The following is a 19,581-nucleotide window of genomic DNA, read 5'->3' on the forward strand; positions in this document are numbered from 1 at the left end:
GCTTGCCATGATTGTAGACACCCATGTACATGTCTGGGAAATCGATCCTCCGAGATACCCTGTCGGTCCCACAGCACCGAGTTGGAATTCGTATCCTGATGAACCCGGTACCGCTGATGAACTCTTGGCAGAGATGAATACACACGGTGTAGACTGGACGGTGTTGGTGCAAACGAGTTGGTCGACTTGGGATAACGGTTACATCGCAGATTCGGTAGAACGGTTTCCAGACCGATTCATCGGACACGGATTAATCGATCCACAGGATCCGAACAACGCCGAGCAGGTCCGCTATTGGATAAAGGACCGGGGTTTGGTAGGTTTTCGCTTCCATCCGATGTACTATCCTGATGAAAAGATATTGCTAACCGAACAGAACGGTCCAATGTGGGAAGAGATTGCGGTTCTGGACGCGATCCTCCAATTTCACCTTCGCGCTGCGTTCGCAGATCAAGTCGCTGTTATTGCGCAACAGTATCCACATCTGACGCTTATCCTTGATCACATGGGGTACCCACAGATAGATGCCGACGCTGCAGCGTTTCAACCCATCGTGGACCTCGCGCAATACGACAATGTCCATTTCAAGTTATCGGATGTGGCTGGACGTTCACATCAAGAGTTTCCATATACAGACGTGCACCCGTTCATCCAAAAATTGCTCTCAGCTTTCGGTGCAGGACGGACAGTATGGGGAACAGGTTACCCCGGGCATCACAGACAAAAACACGATTGGCCCTCTTTAGAACAGGAGCTCAGGCTCATTGAGGAAGGACTTCCGTTCCTAACAGATAAGGACAAGGAACAGATTCTCGGTGGAACAGCCGAGAGAATATGGAATCTGGCACCATAAAGTCGTTTTCCTTGGTGCTATTTCCTATTGGACTCACACAACCATGGTAACAATGACTATGCCGTGGGGAGAGATGGCTTATCATGATTCTGGAAGTCGGATGCCTCCGTTACTTTTCTTACACGGCACCGGGTGTGACGCGTCAGATTGGATACCGGTGACTAAAAACTTAGCGCGTAACCAGCGTTGCATCGCACTCGATTTTCGTGGGCATGGACAGAGCAGCGTGCCGACACAACCCCTTACATTAGGTAGCCTTGCTGAAGATGTCGGGCACCTTGCAAATCATTTGGGGTTCCACGAATTAGTGATTGTTGGGCATAGCCTGGGTGGTATGGTTGCAATGGAAGTTGCGCGGCGTTCATCTTCTGTTGTCGGGCTTGTTTTGCTGGAGGGCTGGAGCAGTCTTTCCTCAGCGGGAAGTGCGTTTGACGCTGGACGGTTTTATGGTTCGCTATCACAGACAACGATTACGCAAATTCAGCGGAAGGCTGAAGCAACACGAAGCCGCTTCCAAGCTGAAATCTGGCACGATTTCTGGGAGTCTGTCAAAGATTTTGATGCTTACACCTACCTACAGCGTGCAGGCATCGCTATCTTGGAGGTTTTTGGCGGTATGGGACGGAATGATTTAACTGAACAGCAGCTGCACATTCCGCCCAATCCGAATATTCAATGGGTATGGGTCCCGAACGCTGGACATTACCTCCCGCATGAATGTCCAATTGAAGTTGCCAAAGTAATAGGCGCACTCCGTCGGCATTTTAAACCCCCTAAATCCCCCTTATCAGGGGGACTTTAAGTGTGCCGTAACCCTTAACCTTCAGGAATCTCGACCGGCAGATCCAGCCGGTCACCCCACTCTTTCCACGAACCTATGTAGTTACTGACTTTCGGGTATCCCAAAAGTCGCAACGCCAAATAGGTTTGCGAAGAGCGGTATCCGCCCTGTCAGTAGCACATGACTTGCTTTTCGGGGGTAATACCCACTGCCGCATACATCTCTCGGAGTTCATCAGCAGTTTTGAAAGCCCCGGCTTCATCAAGATTATTCAGCCACTCGATGTGAATAGAACCCGGAATCGCACCTGCTCGTTCTGCGCGAGCCACCCTGCCGTAATGTTCATCGTCCGTTCGAGTGTCAAGCGGCACAAAATCTTCTCGGTTTAAGAGGACATGAATCACATCGGCATCCATGTGCGTGTCGCGCTGTGCATTTATCTCGAAAGGCAGCACCTCTGGTGGTTCAGCCCCCTCCGTACTAATCGGTCCTTCTGCGGCGAGCCATGCTCTGAAACCGCCATCGAGTAAACGGGTATCGGAATGTCCGAGGTACTCACAGAACCAAAGTCCACGTGATGCCCTTGTCCCAGAAATGTCTTCATACCATACAATCGGCTTTGTCGGGTCAAGCCCGCGTTGCTGAAACAGGTACGCCATCATCCACATAAAGGCATCAAAGGTCTCTTTGCGAGTATCGATGAGGCTCAAACCGAACAGATCTAAATGAAGTGCACCGGGAATATGTCCGCGAATATATTCATAAGTCGGCCGCGTATCGACGATGCAGAATTTTCCATCATTGAGTGTCCGTTTCAATTCATCAGCAGAGATCACCAGGTGTGGGTTTTCGTAGCCTTTATAGGCTTCCATTGTCTGTCAACTCCTTCTAAATTTGTCAGGACTCACACAAATGCTTTTGCTGGGGAGCGGCTTGAAACCCGTAGTACGTAGGCGTTCACGGGAAGATTGCGTAATTCCTATTTGTTATCAAGGACTGCTTTCTTACACTGTTTTCGGCTTCTTTTTAATTAACTTGATTGTCTTCCACTTTCCAATACGATACCAAAACCACATAGCGATCCCTTGGACGACATTTGAGAGAGCGATCCCTAACCAAACGCCGTTCAGTCCGATGAAGTGCGAAAGTAGAATTACAAGTCCGAGACCGACACCGACCTGTGCGGCAAGCGTAATTACCATCGGGGAGAAGGTATCCCCAGCCCCATTGAGTGCTCGCCCTAAAATGAGTGAAAATGCGATAAATCCGAATGTCGGAGACAGGAACCGCAGATAGACGATACCGGTTTCAATCACATCTGTCTCGGCTGTGAAAATCCGAATGAAAATTTGCGGGAAAGCGAGAAAAACGGCCCCGATCACCGCCATAATTACGGCACCTAACAGGTTCGCAACACGTGTCGATTTTTCAGCGCGTTCTATCTGGTTCGCCCCTAAATTTTGTCCGACTAAGGGAACGACTGCGTTCGCAATGCCGAAGCCGGGGTTCATTACCAGAATCCGAAGTCGCATACAAATCGTATATGCGGCAACGACAGTTTTGCCATAAGGTCCGATGACCCATAGGAAACCGAGTCGCGAAATGTGTCGCCAAAACCCTTGCATAGAACTATAAACGCCGAGCCGTAAAATGTCAAGCATTTCTACGAGGTCTACCTGATACTGAACGCGCCGGAGCGAAACAGGGGCCCGTCCACTCCAACAGAGATAGAGTAGGATCACTACACCCGCGCCGCGTCCGATAAGTGTTGCATACGCCGAACCTGCTACCCCCAATTTTGGGAATCCCCATAAGCCGAAAATTAACAACGGGTCGAGTGTGATGTTAATCAGTGTTGAGAAGATGAGAACAACCATCGGGGTGATGGTATCACCACCAGCCCGGAAGATAGAGCCGAGGGTCATTGACACGAACATTGTACTAATACCGACGAGAATGATATGCATGTAAGTGGTGCCGAGCCTTAATACCTCTGGATCTGTCATTCTCACAGCAAGCAATCCTTGTTCCGCCAACGGATAACCGACGAGCGTGACACCGATGGAAAAGAGAACCGCTAACAGGATTGACTGCATCGTGATATGCTCGGCTTGGGCGAGGTTTCTTGCACCTAAATACTGTGCGACCATAATCCCTGCACCTGTTGAAATTCCGAGCGAGAAGACCCCGATTAACCGGATTAAGTTCCCACTTACGCCAACAGCCGCTATCGCACCTGCTCCAAGTCTTCCAACAAAGATCATATCAACGATGTTAAACGCTTCTTGGAGAATGTAACTGAGTATTATGGGTCCTGCAAGCCGTAGTAAATGCCCCAGAAGACTCCCTCGGGTTAGGTCGCCCCGTGCTTTTTTCATATTTTCGTGTTGTTGCTTTTATGTTTTGTCGTTTATTTCCTTTTTAGACGGCTCTCTCTATCGAATTGTGAGTTTGCCAAGGGGTTGATGGTGCTTGGGTATTGACGCAAGTCTTGGACATATTAGCAGTATTTTATCTGGGTGTCAAGATAAAAATCTGGGACTTGCGTTTAAAGTATAAAAACCAGAAGCAGGTATTTATACCGATTTTTTTGACAGTGCTACCCGAAACCTGTTATAATATCTTATATTTTTTAACTAATTTGGTTTACATCTGCTGCATATCGGTGAAAAAAATGTTTTGGGATGAAATAAAAAAACACTACGATGCAGGTTCTGCCCACCAATTTCTGCTCCATTTTAATGTCAATGACTTGCTATATGACGATGTTTACGGTTATTTGCCTGTTGCCGATTATCTCATGGAGCAGCTGAATATATTGGGCTGCGATCTTGTCCTTGGCTATAACCCATCACAAGGCATTAATCTGCCGCGTGTTGGACGGTGGCGAAACACACAGAGAATGCTACAACTTCTTCCGCGAGAAGAAAAAGAGGCAGAGAAGCAGAATGAGCGTCGCGGAATTAATTCCAGCGTGGCATTCGATGAAGTTCATAAAGATCCGTTCCTGAAAATAGACCCTTCGCCCTCCAAAGAGTTACGCGACAAGTTAAATAATCTCCTCGGACAAGGCAGAACAAAAATTGGATTGGTTATCAATTTTCTCGAGCAGCTCACGCCGAACGATCCTTCGTTGAATAGTGTTGCCAGAGATGAATCACAACTCTTGTTTAATCGGATCCAAAATTGGGCATCCGATCTTAATATCCGAAGGCATAAACACGTTGTCCTGCTCATGACGCATAACACGTTTGACATACACCCGAATTTCACTGTGAATCCAGAGATTCCTATGATAGAAATCCCATTTCCAGACTATGCCGAACGCCTGAAGTTTATTGAACATCTACACGACATTTCAGATGATTCTTCGCAGATGCGTAAAACCGTCGGAAATAATCAAGAGAGAGAGGCATTGGCACGGGAAACGGTAGGGTTGAATTTATTCGGTATCCACGATGTTGTGCAACAAGCAGAATCTGCGCAACAGAAAGCAGGCGGTGAACCGTTACTTAGATACAGGCGCGAGAGTATCAAGACCTTCAGCCACGGAGTGCTTGAACTTGGTGAAACTCACAGAAACACTTCTGATGATGGTTGGTATGTAACGCGGACGATTCGGGATATCGCAGATGGTATGAAAAATCGAGATCTGCGCCGTGTCCCACGCGGGATGCTTCTGCTTGGGCCTCCTGGAACCAGCAAGGCTTACGCCGCAAGAGTACTCGCCGGTGAAGCGAATATGACGCTGGTCCAACTCCGCTATGCTAATCAGGTAGGTGAAGTCACAATAAACATCAATGAAAATGGGAACACTTATGAACGGAACCTAAATGCAGGTCTCAATTTTATCCGTGGCATCGCACCGACGGTTGTCTTTATGGATGAAATTGAGCAGGCATCCCCGCATACGACGATGAATCCGGAGGAGCACGATCAGACCTTCCCGCGAGCCCTCGTGAATGCTATAAATGATACGTCATTGCATGGCAGCGTAATATGGGTGGGGACATCGCAACGCCCAGACCTAATGCCGCCAATCTTCCGGCGTTACGGCGTTTTCGACACCAAGTTAATCATGCTACCGCCCACCAGTGGCGGCAGAGTGGAAATCTTAAAAATATTTTGTCGCGGGCAGACATCAGGTAACATCAACTTCCAAGCACTCGTCGGCGGTTCAGAAACGGACGGGTTGACTTGGCGAGATCTGTTTCTGATCGTCCAACGTGCGAATAACGTCGCAAAACGTGAGGGGCGTGATACCTTCACGGAAACCGAGCTCCGTCAAACACTCAACGACTTCATTCCGGATTATTCACGGGAGATGCAAACATTCATGGGATTATTGGCGTTGCGAGAAGCAAATTCTCGTATAATGGTTCCAGACGGTTTGCTGCCGGAATACCAAGAATTTGTTGAAGGCAATCGGATTGACAAGACAGGAATTAATAGGCGTTTGATGGAGTTGAGTAATCAACTCGGTTTGGACGATTGATGTATTGAGGTAAAATCGTTAATAAGACCTAACGGGACCTATTAAACAAACTTTTTTCTTGACAGGTGTTTGCGCCTTTGTTAGAGTATCTGAGTTGTAAGTCTTGTCTTAACTATTTTGCGGGATTATTGACGCGGTTTGTTTCTGGAATCACGCCCTGGATGCGGATGAGATCAATACGTTCATGGAATAAAGAGTGGAGGCACTCGCTGTTGAGACAACTGGAAAAATTTCGACGATTTGGGGCCGCCTTAAAGCAAATTTACAGTAGCACCCATAATTGAACATAATCTTTTGTTGGCGAGGTTTCTAACCTCGCCTATTTTCAGAGGGTGCTTTTCGATCACACCCTACCCATTAGGAAAAAATGTCCGAGACTTCAAAAACAATTTCATGTAGGAATTGCGGCACACAGATACCCGCAGAGACATTCGCCGATAATCTGAAGGTGTGTCCGCACTGTGACTACCACCACTATATGAGTGCTTATGAGCGACTCAATCTTATTGTCGATGCGGACAGTTTTGAGGAATACGATGCACACCTCTACTCTATTGATTCGCTGGAATTCCCCGAATATCCAGAGAAACTCGAAAGGGATGTCGCAAAAACAGGACTCAAATCTGAAATGCTTTCTGGTATCGCTGAAATTGGCGGTTATCCGACTGCCATCGCGATTGGTGATGTCGGATTTATAGGTGGAACGTGCGGTTCTGTGATTGGCGAGAAAGTCACCCGATGTATTGAACGCTCCCTTGAAAACAAGTTGCCATTAGTCATTGTTTCTGTGAGTGGTGGTATGCGGATGCAGGAAGGCACGCTCGCCTTAATGCAGATGGCAAAAACCGCTGCCGCTTGTGCTGAATATGCTAAAGCGGGGGTCTTTTATATCTCTGTTGTCACCGATCCAACATTTGGTGGTGCCACTGCGAGTTATACATCGCTTGGAGATGTAATTATCGCTGAACCCGGTGCGAGAATCGGCTTCGCGGGTCCGTTAGCCGTTGCGAGCCTCCGCGAAGAATTGCCTGAAAACTTTCAAAAAGCAGAATCGTTATTAGAAAATGGGTTCATTGACGCTATTGTTCACCGCACTGATATGAGACAAATGCTTACCGACTTAATCGCTTTTGCGGTTTGATGAGTGAAATTATCTTTTCCGAGTCTCCAAAATTAAATTCGGGTTTACCCAACATAGACAGGGTCACAAGTTAGGTATGAAACCTTTATCAACATTAGTCGTTAATAAAAATGTGTAGTTATTGCATAATTGCGCACTGTTAAAAGGATTCGCATCAGTGTAGCCAGTTCCACATTTTTTATCTTCCTTCGCAAAACTGCTGATACTAAATCGAAAACCGATATCCATTTCATCGGGGCAATTATCAATCCAAATATAGGAATAAAACATGCCGAAGTCACTCGTCGTTGTTGAATCGCCGGCGAAAGCGAAAACTATCAAAAAGATTTTAGGTAAGGATTACATTGTCGAATCCTCCGTCGGGCATATCCGAGATCTGCCGAAGGGAGAACTCGGGGTTGATATTGAAAACGCTTTTACGCCGAAATATGTCCTGATTCGCGGGAAAGGCAAGGTTGTAAAATCTCTGCAGACCGAAGCCCGTAAAGTTGACAACATCTATCTTGCTGCGGATCCCGACCGAGAAGGTGAAGCTATCTGTTGGCACCTTGCTGAAGAACTCAAGAAGGCAAAGAAACCTATCTATCGGATCACCTACAATGAAGTCACCAAAAGTGCTATTTTAGATGCCATCGAAGCACCGGGTGAAATCAATATGGCACTTGTAGATGCACAACAGGCGCGACGCGTTTTGGACCGACTCATCGGATATAAAATTAGTCCTATTTTGTGGAGTAGCGTCAAACCTGAGCTAAGCGCGGGGCGAGTCCAGTCCGTTGCAGTCCGGCTTATCTGTGAACGGGAAGAAGAGATTGAGGCGTTTAAACCCGAAGAATACTGGACACTCACCGCTACCCTTACACCCGTTGCACTTGAACACCCGTTCCTCGCCAAGTTACATAAAATTGGCAGCAAGAAAGGTGAGATTAATAATTATGGATTCCGTATAGACGAGGCGCGGGCAAAAGAACTCGCTGCAGACGCAAAGACGCACGAATATATCGTCGAAAAGGTCCAAAAACGGGAGCGAAAGCAGCGACCTGTCCCTCCGTTTATCACAAGCACCTTACAACAGGAAGCGTCTCGAAAACTCCGGTTTACTGCCAAAAAGACGATGCTTGTTGCACAACAACTCTATGAAGGGTTGGATATCGGCAACGAAGGTTCAATCGGGCTTATCACTTACATGCGAACCGATTCAACCCGTGTTGCCCAAGAGGCACTTCACGCAGCGCGAGACTACATCAAGACGACGTATGGCGCAGAATACCTGCCGGGGCGAGCCGTTAATTATCGTGGCAAAAAGGGAGCACAAGACGCGCATGAAGCAATCCGTCCGACTGTCCCCTTACGCCTCCCAGCAGAATTGAAGCCGCATTTGAACAGTGATCAATATCGCCTCTATGAGCTTATCTGGATGCGGTTCATCGCGAGCCAAATGAATCCCGCGATCTTTGATGCGACAACGATTGATGTAAAAGCGGGTACCTATCTTTTCCGAGCCACCGGTTCAGTTATCAAATTTGATGGATTCCGGCGTATCTACATGGAAGGTAAAGATGATACCGCTATTAATGAAAACGACTCAAGTGAAGAGAATGTCAATTTGCCCGTTCTTAAAGAGGGAGACACGCTTAATCTTCGCAAATTACAACCGAAGCAGCATTTTACGCAGCCACCACCACGCTACAACGAAGCGACCCTCGTCAAAATGCTGGAGGCGCAAGAGATTGGGCGGCCCAGTACCTATGCCTCTATTCTTTCCACAATTCAGGATCGTGGGTATGTGAACAAAGAGCGCGGGCGGCTCTCACCTACTGATGTGGGTAGACTCGTCAACCATCTCCTAATTCATGGATTTCCCAATATCGTTGATGTTGAATTCACAGCAAAGATGGAGGAGCAGCTTGATAGCATCGCTGATGGTAAAGTTGCGTGGGTGCAGACCTTAGGACAGTTCTATCCACCGTTCCAAATTGCTCTCAAAGAAGCCCCCGATAAGATGTATGCAGCCCGAAAAGCGATGGAACAGGTGTCCGACGAGAAGTGTGAAAAATGTGGCGGAAACATGATCGTCAAATGGGGGAGATATGGACGATTTCTCGGATGCGCGAACTATCCAGACTGTAAGAGTATTAAACCCTTAAGTACAGACGATACGCCTGCTCCAGAACCAGAACCGACAGAGATACCCTGTGACAAGTGCGGTGAACTGATGATTATCAGGGTAAGCCGTGCCGGAAGTAAGTTTTTGTCGTGTAGTGCATATCCGAAATGCAAAAATGCCAAGCCGATTCCAATGGGTATTGACTGTCCTGAACTGGATTGTGGCGGCTACCTCGGTGAGCGTCGCAGCCGACGTGGGAAAGTCTTTTACGGATGCAGCAACTATCCGAAGTGTGAATTTTCTACATGGGATAAACCTGTGCCTGAAACTTGTCCAAAATGTAATGCCCCATTTCTCGTTGAAAAAACCAGAAAGCCGAGAGGCAGTGAGACTGTAACCGTGTCACTGAGTTGTCGCAAACCGGATTGTGATTATACAAAAAATAAATGATACAGGTCCACCAAGTCAGCTTCAGTTATGATGAACTTAGCGTGCTTGAAAAAGTCAGCTTTCGCGTGGAGCGCGGCGAGTTCGTATTTCTTGTAGGCCCCAGCGGTTCTGGGAAGACAACGCTCTTACGGTTACTATACGCCGATTTGATACCCGTGGCAGGGGACCTGAGTGTGATTGGACAAAAACTTGCTACCTTGGACAAGGTGAGTCTTCCTTACTTTCGACAGAAAATAGGACTTGTCTTTCAAGATTTCAAATTCTTGGTGGATAAGACGATCCAGGAGAATCTTGCCCTGCCACAGAGACTGGTAGGCATGGCACCACGGGTAGCGAAAGAGAACGTCAACAAACTTCTGCATCAAATAGGTTTGAGCCATCACCGACATGCCCTACCCACTGAGATATCCAGCAACGAACGGCGACGATTAGCTATAGCCAGAGCGGTTATCAACAATCCAGTATTGCTGCTTGCTGATGCGCCTACAGAAGGCTTAGATGCGCGACTTTCGCTTGAGATTATGGCACTTCTCGATGCCCTTAATTTTCAAGGTATGACTATCTTTGTAGCAACCTCAGACCGAAAACTCGCTGAGAAATGTAATAAGCGTATTATTGAATTGCGAGATGGCGGTATCCATTGAGATAGGAGGAGTTATCAGTTACCAGTTATAGGTCATCAGTTACAAGAGGATTCTGCTTGTTCAATATTTTTTTAACCGTTGACGCTTGAAAAAGTAAAGGTTTGAAAGAGCATGTTTGTGCCTCAAAAGCCAAAACTGAAAACTGAAAACTGAAACTGAAAACTGAAAATGCGCTATCATCTTAAAAATGCCATATCTCATATTGCACGTGCTGGCACTTCCAGTCTGATAGGTATTGTGGGCATCGGATTCATCACGACCTTACTCGCCACCTTGCTATTAAACCACTTTTTCATTTTGCGACAGTCTGAATTTAAAATGCATGCCCCTACCCTCGTCGCGTTCCTAAAAGACACCGTGGACGAGTCAATGGGACGCACATTGGTTAGTCGCTTAGAAAAGAATGGACAGATCCTCGCGGTAAATTATGCTTCAAAGGCTGAGAAACTCGCAAACGGCGAGACCGAGTTCCAGGATTTGGGTGTCCTGATTAAGGAGGCGTTTTCAGAAACTCGCGGTGTAAACCCATTCCCAGCATCCCTCAACGTCTATGTGGACGAAGAATTAATAACCCGTAAAACGTTAGAGCACATTGCGTTAGAGATTAAAGCACACGACGAAATTGAGGACATCTTGCTAACCGGACACGGACAACTGAGAGATCGGCTGCGCGACTCAGAACGGACAACTCTCGTCGCCATCGGTGTGACACTCGTTGTCGTCTGGTTCATTATCGGTTCGGTTATCAAGAAAACAGCAATTGCCCGCACCGATGAGTTTCACCTCATGAAACTTCTCGGTATGTTTCGACGCTATCTTCTCGCGCCTTTCATTGTTCATGGGCTCTTCCTCGGTGGACTTGGTGCTTTGTCTGGACTTGGCTGCTTCTACGGCGTGCTGCATATCTTCAGATCTCAATTAGGAGGTCTTCACTTCCTTACTATTTATCAAATTATTTCGGTTATTGTGGCTGAGATGCTAATCGGACTCATCGTCGGTTTTGCTACATATCGGAAATTCGCGTCGTAGGTCCTACCTGACGGGCCCCGATCATTACTGCGAATGGAGATCGTTAAATATGACAAATCGTGAGATTAGTGATGTGTTCCGCGCTATCGGATCCCTCCTCCAAATCCGAGGGGACGATGCATTTCGCGCGAGAATTTATGCGCGCGCAGCTGATATAATTGCAGACTTTCCCTCTGAACTGGAAACCTCCGAATCCTCCGAGCCAGATGCATCCGATTACAATAAGAAAGCAGTTGAACAACTCCGAGCAACACCCGGCATCGGGAAAGCTATCCAAGACAAAACGGTTGAGATGCTGGAAACCGGACGTTGCAAATACTATGACGACCTCACAGCGGAAATGGGGACGGGGATACTTGAAGTGCTTGAACTCCGAGGTGTCGGTGTCAAGACTGTCGGTAGATTCTATCAGGAACTCGGTGTACGGAACCTTGAGGACCTCCGAGTGTTGCTGGAGAGCGGAAAGATGAGAGGTATGAAGGGGATCGGGAAGAAGACCCTTCAGATGATATCCGAGAGTTTGGAGTTTCGCACGCAGCTACAAAAAGCACGTCCATTGCGGGATGTTTTGCCAATCGCACAGCGGATCTCCGAGAACTTAGCACAATTAACAAGCGATGGATGGACAAAACGGAAACCCGAATTCACAGGACATCTACGGCGGTCCGAAGAGATCTGTCGAGGTATAGAATTAATTGTTGAGTGTCAAGACGAAACGGCATTTCGATTTGAAAATGGTGTTGTCCCCGCGCCGCTGCAAGCCTTTCTTGAACCCTTCTCGCAAACGCAAATCATTTTCAAAACAGATGATCAAACCCAGCACGTGTATGACAGCAACAGGGCATCTCTCACGGAAAAAAGTCAAAACGAACCGACAGATGATGTCCGCGATACACTCCCCGTAATTCAATTCTACATTGACCAAGATTTTCCAGTCTCTATCTATCTCTGCACCGCTGCCACGTACGAACTAACCCTATTTTTAACGACATCAGCAGATGCCCACTTTGACGCACTCCCTGATTGTCCTGCCCCACAAACGGCTAAACACGGTATCACAGAATCAGAAATTTACGAAGAACTCGGACTCTCCTATATTCCACCTGAGCTTCGACAAGATAGCACCTCAGTCGCAGCGGCTAAAGACAATACCTTACCGGATCTCGTTGAATTTGCCGACTTGCGAGGCGACTTACATGCACATACTGACTCAAGTGACGGACGGAATACACTTCAGGAGATAGTGGCGGCAGCGAAAGCGGAAGGTCTTGAATACTTTGCGATTACCGACCATTCGGTCTCTTCCACTGTCGCAAACGGTTTGGATCAGAAACGACTCCTTGAACAAGTGAAGCAAGTCCGTGAATTAGATGCGGAGGTCGAGGGTATCACAGTCCTTGCGGGTTCTGAAGTAGATATTCGGCGGTCCGGCACTCTGGATTTTCCGGATGAGATTTTAGCGCAACTTGATATTGTTGTCGCAAGCGTCCATAGTCATTTCAACCTCACCGAAGCAGAAATGACAAAACGCATCGTCCGCGCAATTGAGCACCCGTTTGTCAATATCATCGGACATCCCACAGGCCGGATGCTCGGGTACAGACCTGGCTATCCGCTGAATCTTGAGGAAGTCATTGCAGCCGCTGCAGAAAATAACACGGTTTTGGAGATTAACGGATCACCGAGTCGATTGGATTTGGACCCTCGGTTTGTACGGATGGCAAAAGACGCGGGCGTTTTGTTAGCAGTCAATACCGATGCACATGCTATTCGACAACTAACACACCGACGATCCGGCTTGAATGTCGCCCGTCGCGGATGGCTCACAAAAGCCGAAGTCATCAATACCTATACGCTTGAAGCGTTACGCGAGAAATGTGGCATCGGCGAGCGTTTAGAGTGAATCGCGGCTTTCTGAGAACTTGAATAGTGTCCTTTTAATGAATATCAAGCCAAGTGATGGTTATGTCATGCTGCTTGCATGGTGGCAGATCGTTGTCTCTTATGAAATGACCAAGTATTCCCCCTCCTTCAACAAACGTTAAATATCTTCATGCCGTTTCCGGTGCGTCTTTCTATGAAATACCGGGCAATTTACACAAATATTTCCCGTTCCATGCAAATCAATAAACTCTCTCAGCACCCTACACCGCATGGTTGCTCAGAGGGTGTTTCTATTTTACTGCCTTTCAATCCTACCGTGCCCACAGCAACACTCAAATGACATTTGGCAGGCGATTAGAAACTGTTTCGCTTTCCATTCTACCATGCACACAGCAACACCCTGGTACTATTTTCACACTCAATGCCGTGCCAAATCGCTTTAACGATGTCATTTGCGAGTTGTCCGCATTTTTACCCTTTATAGTAAAATCCGAAAATAAGTTTACACTTGTCGCTCGTAGGGATTGGGTAACCCAACCTCTACGGTTCCCATGTGTGCAAATAATTACGGGCTCTACTATAAAAAAAATGTGTTTGTTGGATGACCAAAAATCAGTCAACAAAAACACACAATTTACCTATTATCATGTCTAATATCTATTTTATGCAACCTTTCGTCCTGACATACGCGTTACAGTAATATGAAGCCTCTATTTTTGTTTTGCATTACATGAAAGACAATAGGGCTTACGCAAACTTAGTACAAGATAATAGATTTTGACTTTTATCCCTTTATCAGCGGGGTAGAGGGACTTTAAGAGGAAATGCGTAAGTCCTAAGACAATTTATTGGAGATTAGCCGCATTGTAAAGATGATTACAATGTCTATTATAGAGAAGGTATTAGATAATAGCGTCATTCAGTTTTGAGTTACGGATTTAAAAGAAATGTTAGATAAATGGGATACCTTCAAGACTTACGCAACCGCCCCATGGGCAGAAGAGGTGGCACCGTCCGAAATGCTGTTATCAAGAGAAAAGTTGCATGGGAATTACAAGGACCTTATCGGTGAGAGTCCAAGGCATCTTGAAGTGCTGAAAAGTATTGACATGTTTGCAAAATCTTCTAAAGTCGTGCTTATTTCTGGCAAGACTGGAATAGGTAAAGAACTGGTCGCGCGTGCTTTGCACGCAGAGAGCCTTTATGCAATGCACCCCATAGTCATCGTGAACTGTGCGGGAATTGCGAAGAACCTGATAGAAAGCGAACTCTTTGGACATGAGAAGGGCGCGTTTACCGGTGCAGATAATCAACACATTGGACTGTTTGAAACCGCATCGGGGGGCACTCTGTTTCTCGACGAAATCGGGGAACTTCCGATGTCCCTACAATCGAAACTGTTGCGGGTCCTTCAGGAAAACGAGATTCGTCGCGTGGGAGGGCAAAACAGATTCCAGTGGCAGTACGCGTTCTTGCAGCGACGAATATCGACCTTATACAAGCGGTTGAAGCAGATAGGTTTCGCCGAGATCTCTATGAGCGATTAAAATCCCTTCATATCGAGCTGCCGGCGTTACGGGAGCGGCGGGAAGACATTCCCCTGTTGGCAAAACATTTTTTGACAAAGGAAACCGACCTTTCCGATCAAAAAGTAGTCGACATAAATCCAGAAGTCCTCTCGTTATTTGATGCCTACAGTTGGCCCGGCAATATCCGGGAATTGGAAGGCATCATCGGTCGCGCGGTAGTTTTAGCGGAAGGCGGTGACATCTTACCGCACCACCTACCGCCAGATTTACGGATGCCTCAAATCCACCCATAGTCGTTGGCGGATACCCCAGTCTCAACAAACCCTAACGCTCCAGAATTTCTCGTGCTGCCCTTTCCGATCAGTACAACCCTTAAGGAGATAGAGAAATCAGCGATTTTGACGACTTTGGCACGAGAGAATGGAAATAGGTCAAAAACGGCAGCAGTTTTGGGGATTAGCCGAACCACTTTGCGCGCCAAGTTACACACCTATGAGCAAGAGGCATAGGACATTAGAAACTTTTGTGTAAGCGCGCCTACAGCGGAAATGTTTGCTTGACCCATGACATCCCTTCATTTTTCTCAGGAAACTGGGTCTTATGATGCTCAGTATTCCATCTAGAATGACGCGCTTGGTGTATCAACTGGACAGATTCTTTCCAGTGGAAAAGTGGTGAGATCCTGTCACAGTGCGGTTTCTCATATTGGCATGATACTTGCTATTATAAAAAACGTGAGCTCGACTGAAGCACTTGAATGCACCAATGGTGCAACCAAAGATGAGTTAGTTAAGGGTGTGTAAATATTTTGTTAAAGGTGGTTTTCCTCACGCTCGGAAATCGTCGCTATCGGACGAAAACTTTACATACCGCGAGTGCAGGACTATTTAGTTTTCGGTCCCGATTTCGATTTTCGTTTATAGATGCTAACGTTTTTTCGCAATATCGCGAGCACAGCTCGCTCCTACAGGGGAATTATATTCACACAGATAAAGTGAATATTTAAAACTAAATGGTTCTGCCGCGAGTGTGATTATAGTTGACAAGAATACAGGAGACGCGTTATCATAAACCGTGTCTCCTATGAATAATCAAAGAGAAGACGCGAAAGTGTGTTTTCTCTTCTATTCACTCCGATTTTTCTTTCGAGGAAATCGGAAAGGAGAAATAAATTGAGACACACATTAACTTGCTGTTTCAAACCCACCAAACGTTCTATGACCATTATCTGTCCACTTCTTTTGTTTTTTGCATTTTTCTTACTCGGCTATGCTCACGAGGGGGAACCAGTTAGGATAATAGTTAAGCCAGATGGTACAGTCATATATGAAATTCCGCCGGAACATGTTGCAGAGGTTGTTCCTCATCTACCTATTCCTGGCAATTCTAGTGGTAACAATAGTAGCGGTTGTAATAGTACTCCGCCAGAGGACCCTGATCCACCGGAGCCGGTACCAAAGCCAGCACCGAAGCCCCCGGGCGAGGATCTATTTATTCCTCCGACACCCCCTCATCTTGAGCCACGTCCAATAGACCCGAACCTGCCGACGGATCCCAGGGATTTGTTGCCGCCTAAGCCGCCGGTGCCACGTCCTCAGATGGCATAAGGATAAACTTAAGGAGGGTATCGCCTAGCTAATGATGGAGTCTAACCTTTGGGGTTGAGAACCTATGCCTGTAGTAGGTTTATCCGCATCATTTTTTGGCAATATTGTTATTTGAGCAGTACCCTCCAAAAACGATGTTATATCCCCCTGTATCCCAGACATCACTCTGAGGTACAAACAGAAGGAGTAACACAACACATGTTCACTATGCGCACTTTGATAATTGTAGGCATTTTCTGTGTGCTCTGCTGCGCGAGTTGGTTTTTCTACCTTCAATATGACACGCGGAAATTTATTGAAAATTTGCCGGAGATTTCAACGCAGCACGTCGGTAAAGAAAATGTCGCTGAAAAAAATAAAACGCCAATGCCTTTACCTTCAAAAGAAACATCGCAAGCCACAGACACTGGTATTCCCAACAGCAATGAAACGGAGCAGGCAGTCCCTCCAAATGTGGGAATCAACGGATCTACACCAGAATCTGAAGCCAAAATCCAATACGAAACTATAGAAGAAAGGTCTCTGTCTCTGGAGGAGATTCACCAGATTATCGAGCAAGCGTTTTCTTTTGAGTTTACGGATTTAGACGAGATGTACACCCAACTTGAAGAAGCTCTTATCGCGCACTTCAAAGATGACGAAAGAATCCCGCGGTTCCTTACCCTATGGGAAAAAGCTTATGCTATCTCTGAAGCATTAAATGATTTAAACGGTAAGGGAGATGCACAAGCATTCCTTGATTTGTCACCCGAAAAGAATATTACCGAATTCGCGGAACTCGGAATTGATTTGTTTAATCAAAATGCCGAGCAGACAGCTCACATCCGTGAATCGCTAGACAAACTCAGATCGGATTTTAGCCTAATTTCGATTATCCATGCCGTAAAGCCGATAATTGAAGAGGAAATACGCAGTGGAAACATGACACCAGAAGAAGCAGCAGATATCTTGCGAGAGATGACAGGTGCTGAGGTCATCGTTGAATAGGGGATTGTGAGATGGCTCTGCAATTTAAAAGACTTTGGAAATCCATCGGCACGTACCTGGTTTTAGGCTGTATTTTGTTCCTCACCTTCTGGATCCGCATCCAAGGCGTAGAAAACATTCCGCCAGGACAGTTCACCGAAAACGATGCCTTTCTCTATGCATCGCAGGTTTCAGAAATCCTCAAGCGAAGGGTACTCCCGCCAAAGGATATGCATCGCTGGCTACCCTTCGGCAGAGACAACCAACAACTTCTCTCCCTTTATTCCTACGCTATTGCTTACATACACAGATTGGTCGGGGGGGGGTTCCCAAACTCACGCCTTACTACATCCAAATCTACGCGCCCCCTGTCAGCTTTACACTGGGGCTTGGGTTCCTGTTTATCTTCTTGAAAAGGGTCTATGGAACCCTCTTCGCATCCGTTGTCGGCATACTTCTGGCAACGCTACCCGGCAGCATAGAGCGTAGTGCTGCTGGATTTGGCGATAGGGATGCATGGTGTTGGATGATAGGGACGCTTGCTGTCACAAGTTACTTGTGGAAAGAACAGATGGAACCCGGATGGCATAGGTACCTCGCAACTACATTGGCAGGATTCATTGTTTTCCTCGGAGGCATGAGTTGGGAAGGTTTTGGTTTCTTCCCCCTAATAATACTCACAGCAGAACTCTGGAGGTTCTGTACTACAGACAAAGAACAACACCTAAAAGAGTACCTTCTCTGGATACTCATGTTCGCCCCGTGGCTTTATCTAATAAGTCCGGCCTATCGGAGCGGGTACGGGTTTTCAACGCATATAACAGCATTGATGCTTCTCCCACCCCTTGTGATTTTCGCGATACGTGGGCTGAGATATCTGCTCTTTCGTTTCTCGCGACACCTAAGACCCCATGCCCGAAAACTAGCATGGGGTTTAACGCTGCTTGCTATTGCAAGCGGACTCTGCTACATTTTTCTTCAAGCCGACACCTTTCAGACAACTGCCTTCACGTTTCACGAAAGCGCGTTAATGCAGTCTATTGGGGAGTTAGCTGATCCGGATTTTGGATATTGGAAGGATCAATACGGATCAGTGTTTGTTTTCGGAAGCATTGGATTGATAACTATCAGTATCCGCCTCTGGAAATGGAAAGGACTTCCTCTCGCTCTCTCACTTTTTTTCTTCACTCTCACAACTTTCTTTCGCACTCAGATAAACGGATGGATAGGCGAAGACAGATGCAACATGCTCTTTTTTATTTTATTGGGCTTAACAGTCTTATCTCTCGGTATCGGGTGTTTGCGAAAAGAGGCTGTGAGAAATGAGTTTGTAACGCTCGTTCTGCTTGCATGGTTTCTCTTGTGGGTGGGGCTTTCACGCGGCGGTAAACGCCATGACTTCTTTATTGGCGTGCCTCTTGTGTTCTTTACGGCATCGTTCCTGCATTTCCTATCAAACATATTGAGTCACAAACTAAGGAATTCTGGTTACACAACGGATAAATTTCGGAAGGTTTTTCAACATGCCCACCTAAAAACAGGCTTTGCCTCCGTTATGCTTGTTCTCCTTTTGTTCTGGTCGCCTATTGGTGGACACGCACACCGCTCACTTCATGCTGCCACAAAGATGCGCAACGCAATCCCTGGGTACAGCCAGGTCAACGCTGCATTTCTATGGATGAAGATATTCCTCCTCAAACAAGTTGAGGATCCATACAACGTCGTCGTTGCTTCTCACTGGGATTATGGTAGTCAACTCAATGTCATCGCAGGGGTCAAAACTATTACCGATCAAGATCATTATCTACCACACTGGATTCATCTCTATAACCAGCATGTCCACTTTGCCAAATCTGAACGTGAGGTCTTAACCTTCCTAAGAACCCACAACGTCACACATCTCTTGCTGAGCCGAAAAGACCCAAAAAAGACGTTTCTAAACGGGGACCTGAGCAGTGCGTTCGTACCACTCTTTCCCGAAAAAAACTTTGCTGCCGCAAACGTCAAAGTCTGGGCGATCCACTATCCACCCGATATCAAGACAGATGACAAATATCTCGCAACCGAACCGGAGGCGAGCGATGAAAAATGAACC

15 protein-coding genes are annotated in these 19,581 nt (G+C 46.8%); 13 read left to right on the top strand and 2 right to left on the bottom strand.

What is annotated here, in order from left to right; genetic code table 11:
• The first annotated feature begins 7 nt into the window (after positions 1–7).
• Together OXH00_14855 and OXH00_14860 are read left to right on the top strand one after the other, a co-directional pair.
• Positions 8–853 (top strand): amidohydrolase family protein, encoded by an 846-nt coding sequence (locus OXH00_14855; GenBank protein ID MCY3742292.1) that lies wholly within the window; start codon positions 8–10, stop codon positions 851–853.
• Entirely contained in the window at positions 816–1,655 is an 840-nt protein-coding gene (locus tag OXH00_14860; GenBank protein ID MCY3742293.1) for an alpha/beta hydrolase, read from the top strand. The genes OXH00_14855 and OXH00_14860 overlap by 38 nt, the downstream gene beginning before the upstream one ends.
• 149 nt (positions 1,656–1,804) lie before the next feature.
• On the opposite strand, the gene OXH00_14865 is transcribed toward OXH00_14860, so the two are convergent.
• A complete protein-coding gene (locus OXH00_14865) occupies positions 1,805–2,506 on the bottom strand; it encodes a rhodanese-like domain-containing protein (GenBank protein ID MCY3742294.1) in 702 nt (233 codons plus the stop codon).
• Between the two features lie 132 nt (positions 2,507–2,638).
• Positions 2,639–4,012 (bottom strand): MATE family efflux transporter, encoded by a 1,374-nt coding sequence (locus tag OXH00_14870; protein ID MCY3742295.1) that lies wholly within the window; start codon positions 4,010–4,012, stop codon positions 2,639–2,641.
• Positions 4,013–4,308: 296 nt separating this feature from the next.
• Between OXH00_14870 and OXH00_14875 the strand changes: the two genes are divergently transcribed.
• The 11 genes from OXH00_14875 (at position 4,309) to OXH00_14925 (ending at position 19,578) form a co-directional block, all read left to right on the top strand.
• Positions 4,309–6,129, top strand: coding sequence for an ATP-binding protein (locus OXH00_14875; protein MCY3742296.1), 1,821 nt, complete (start codon positions 4,309–4,311; stop codon positions 6,127–6,129).
• Between the two features lie 367 nt (positions 6,130–6,496).
• Positions 6,497–7,270 (top strand): acetyl-CoA carboxylase carboxyltransferase subunit beta, encoded by a 774-nt coding sequence (locus OXH00_14880; protein MCY3742297.1) that lies wholly within the window; start codon positions 6,497–6,499, stop codon positions 7,268–7,270.
• Between the two features lie 268 nt (positions 7,271–7,538).
• On the top strand, positions 7,539–9,827 hold the full coding sequence (gene topA, locus OXH00_14885) for a type I DNA topoisomerase (GenBank protein ID MCY3742298.1): 2,289 nt from the start codon (positions 7,539–7,541) through the stop codon (positions 9,825–9,827).
• Positions 9,824–10,471 (top strand): ATP-binding cassette domain-containing protein, encoded by a 648-nt coding sequence (locus tag OXH00_14890; protein MCY3742299.1) that lies wholly within the window; start codon positions 9,824–9,826, stop codon positions 10,469–10,471. The genes topA and OXH00_14890 overlap by 4 nt, the downstream gene beginning before the upstream one ends.
• Before the next feature lie 168 nt (positions 10,472–10,639).
• A complete protein-coding gene (locus OXH00_14895) occupies positions 10,640–11,500 on the top strand; it encodes a permease-like cell division protein FtsX (protein MCY3742300.1) in 861 nt (286 codons plus the stop codon).
• 49 nt (positions 11,501–11,549) lie between these two features.
• A complete protein-coding gene (locus OXH00_14900; protein ID MCY3742301.1) occupies positions 11,550–13,403 on the top strand; it encodes a PHP domain-containing protein in 1,854 nt (617 codons plus the stop codon).
• Between the two features lie 928 nt (positions 13,404–14,331).
• Positions 14,332–14,931 carry a sigma-54 factor interaction domain-containing protein gene (locus tag OXH00_14905; GenBank protein ID MCY3742302.1) on the top strand — a complete coding sequence of 200 codons (600 nt, stop codon included), beginning with the start codon at positions 14,332–14,334 and terminating at the stop codon, positions 14,929–14,931.
• A gap of 56 nt (positions 14,932–14,987) precedes the next feature.
• The gene (locus OXH00_14910) at positions 14,988–15,206 is read left to right on the top strand and encodes a hypothetical protein (protein MCY3742303.1); all 219 of its coding nucleotides are present in this window, start codon (positions 14,988–14,990) and stop codon (positions 15,204–15,206) included.
• Between the two features lie 1,512 nt (positions 15,207–16,718).
• Positions 16,719–17,507 (top strand): hypothetical protein, encoded by a 789-nt coding sequence (locus OXH00_14915; protein ID MCY3742304.1) that lies wholly within the window; start codon positions 16,719–16,721, stop codon positions 17,505–17,507.
• Positions 17,508–17,518: 11 nt separating this feature from the next.
• Positions 17,519–17,899, top strand: a complete 381-nt coding sequence (locus tag OXH00_14920; protein MCY3742305.1) for a hypothetical protein — start codon at positions 17,519–17,521, stop codon at positions 17,897–17,899.
• A complete protein-coding gene (locus OXH00_14925; GenBank protein ID MCY3742306.1) occupies positions 17,896–19,578 on the top strand; it encodes a hypothetical protein in 1,683 nt (560 codons plus the stop codon). Before OXH00_14920 ends, OXH00_14925 begins: the two co-directional genes overlap by 4 nt.
• Positions 19,579–19,581 lie beyond the last annotated feature (3 nt).

This window comes from Candidatus Poribacteria bacterium, assembly GCA_026706025.1.
Classification (GTDB): Bacteria; Poribacteria; WGA-4E; order WGA-4E; family WGA-3G; genus WGA-3G.

Bases quoted from the DNA above. Each gene is read 5' to 3' on its own strand.
- topA (MCY3742298.1), top strand. From the start codon at position 7,539: ATGCCGAAGTCACTCGTCGTTGTTGAATCGCCGGCGAAAGCGAAAACT.
- OXH00_14855 (MCY3742292.1), top strand. From the start codon at position 8: ATGATTGTAGACACCCATGTACATGTCTGGGAAATCGATCCTCCGAGA.
- OXH00_14880 (MCY3742297.1), top strand. From the start codon at position 6,497: ATGTCCGAGACTTCAAAAACAATTTCATGTAGGAATTGCGGCACACAG.
- OXH00_14900 (MCY3742301.1), top strand. From the start codon at position 11,550: ATGACAAATCGTGAGATTAGTGATGTGTTCCGCGCTATCGGATCCCTC.
- OXH00_14895 (MCY3742300.1), top strand. From the start codon at position 10,640: ATGCGCTATCATCTTAAAAATGCCATATCTCATATTGCACGTGCTGGC.
- OXH00_14875 (MCY3742296.1), top strand. From the start codon at position 4,309: ATGTTTTGGGATGAAATAAAAAAACACTACGATGCAGGTTCTGCCCAC.
- OXH00_14915 (MCY3742304.1), top strand. From the start codon at position 16,719: ATGTTCACTATGCGCACTTTGATAATTGTAGGCATTTTCTGTGTGCTC.
- OXH00_14920 (MCY3742305.1), top strand. From the start codon at position 17,519: ATGGCTCTGCAATTTAAAAGACTTTGGAAATCCATCGGCACGTACCTG.
- OXH00_14890 (MCY3742299.1), top strand. From the start codon at position 9,824: ATGATACAGGTCCACCAAGTCAGCTTCAGTTATGATGAACTTAGCGTG.
- OXH00_14905 (MCY3742302.1), top strand. From the start codon at position 14,332: ATGTTAGATAAATGGGATACCTTCAAGACTTACGCAACCGCCCCATGG.
- OXH00_14870 (MCY3742295.1), bottom strand. From the start codon at position 4,012: ATGAAAAAAGCACGGGGCGACCTAACCCGAGGGAGTCTTCTGGGGCAT.
- OXH00_14865 (MCY3742294.1), bottom strand. From the start codon at position 2,506: ATGGAAGCCTATAAAGGCTACGAAAACCCACACCTGGTGATCTCTGCT.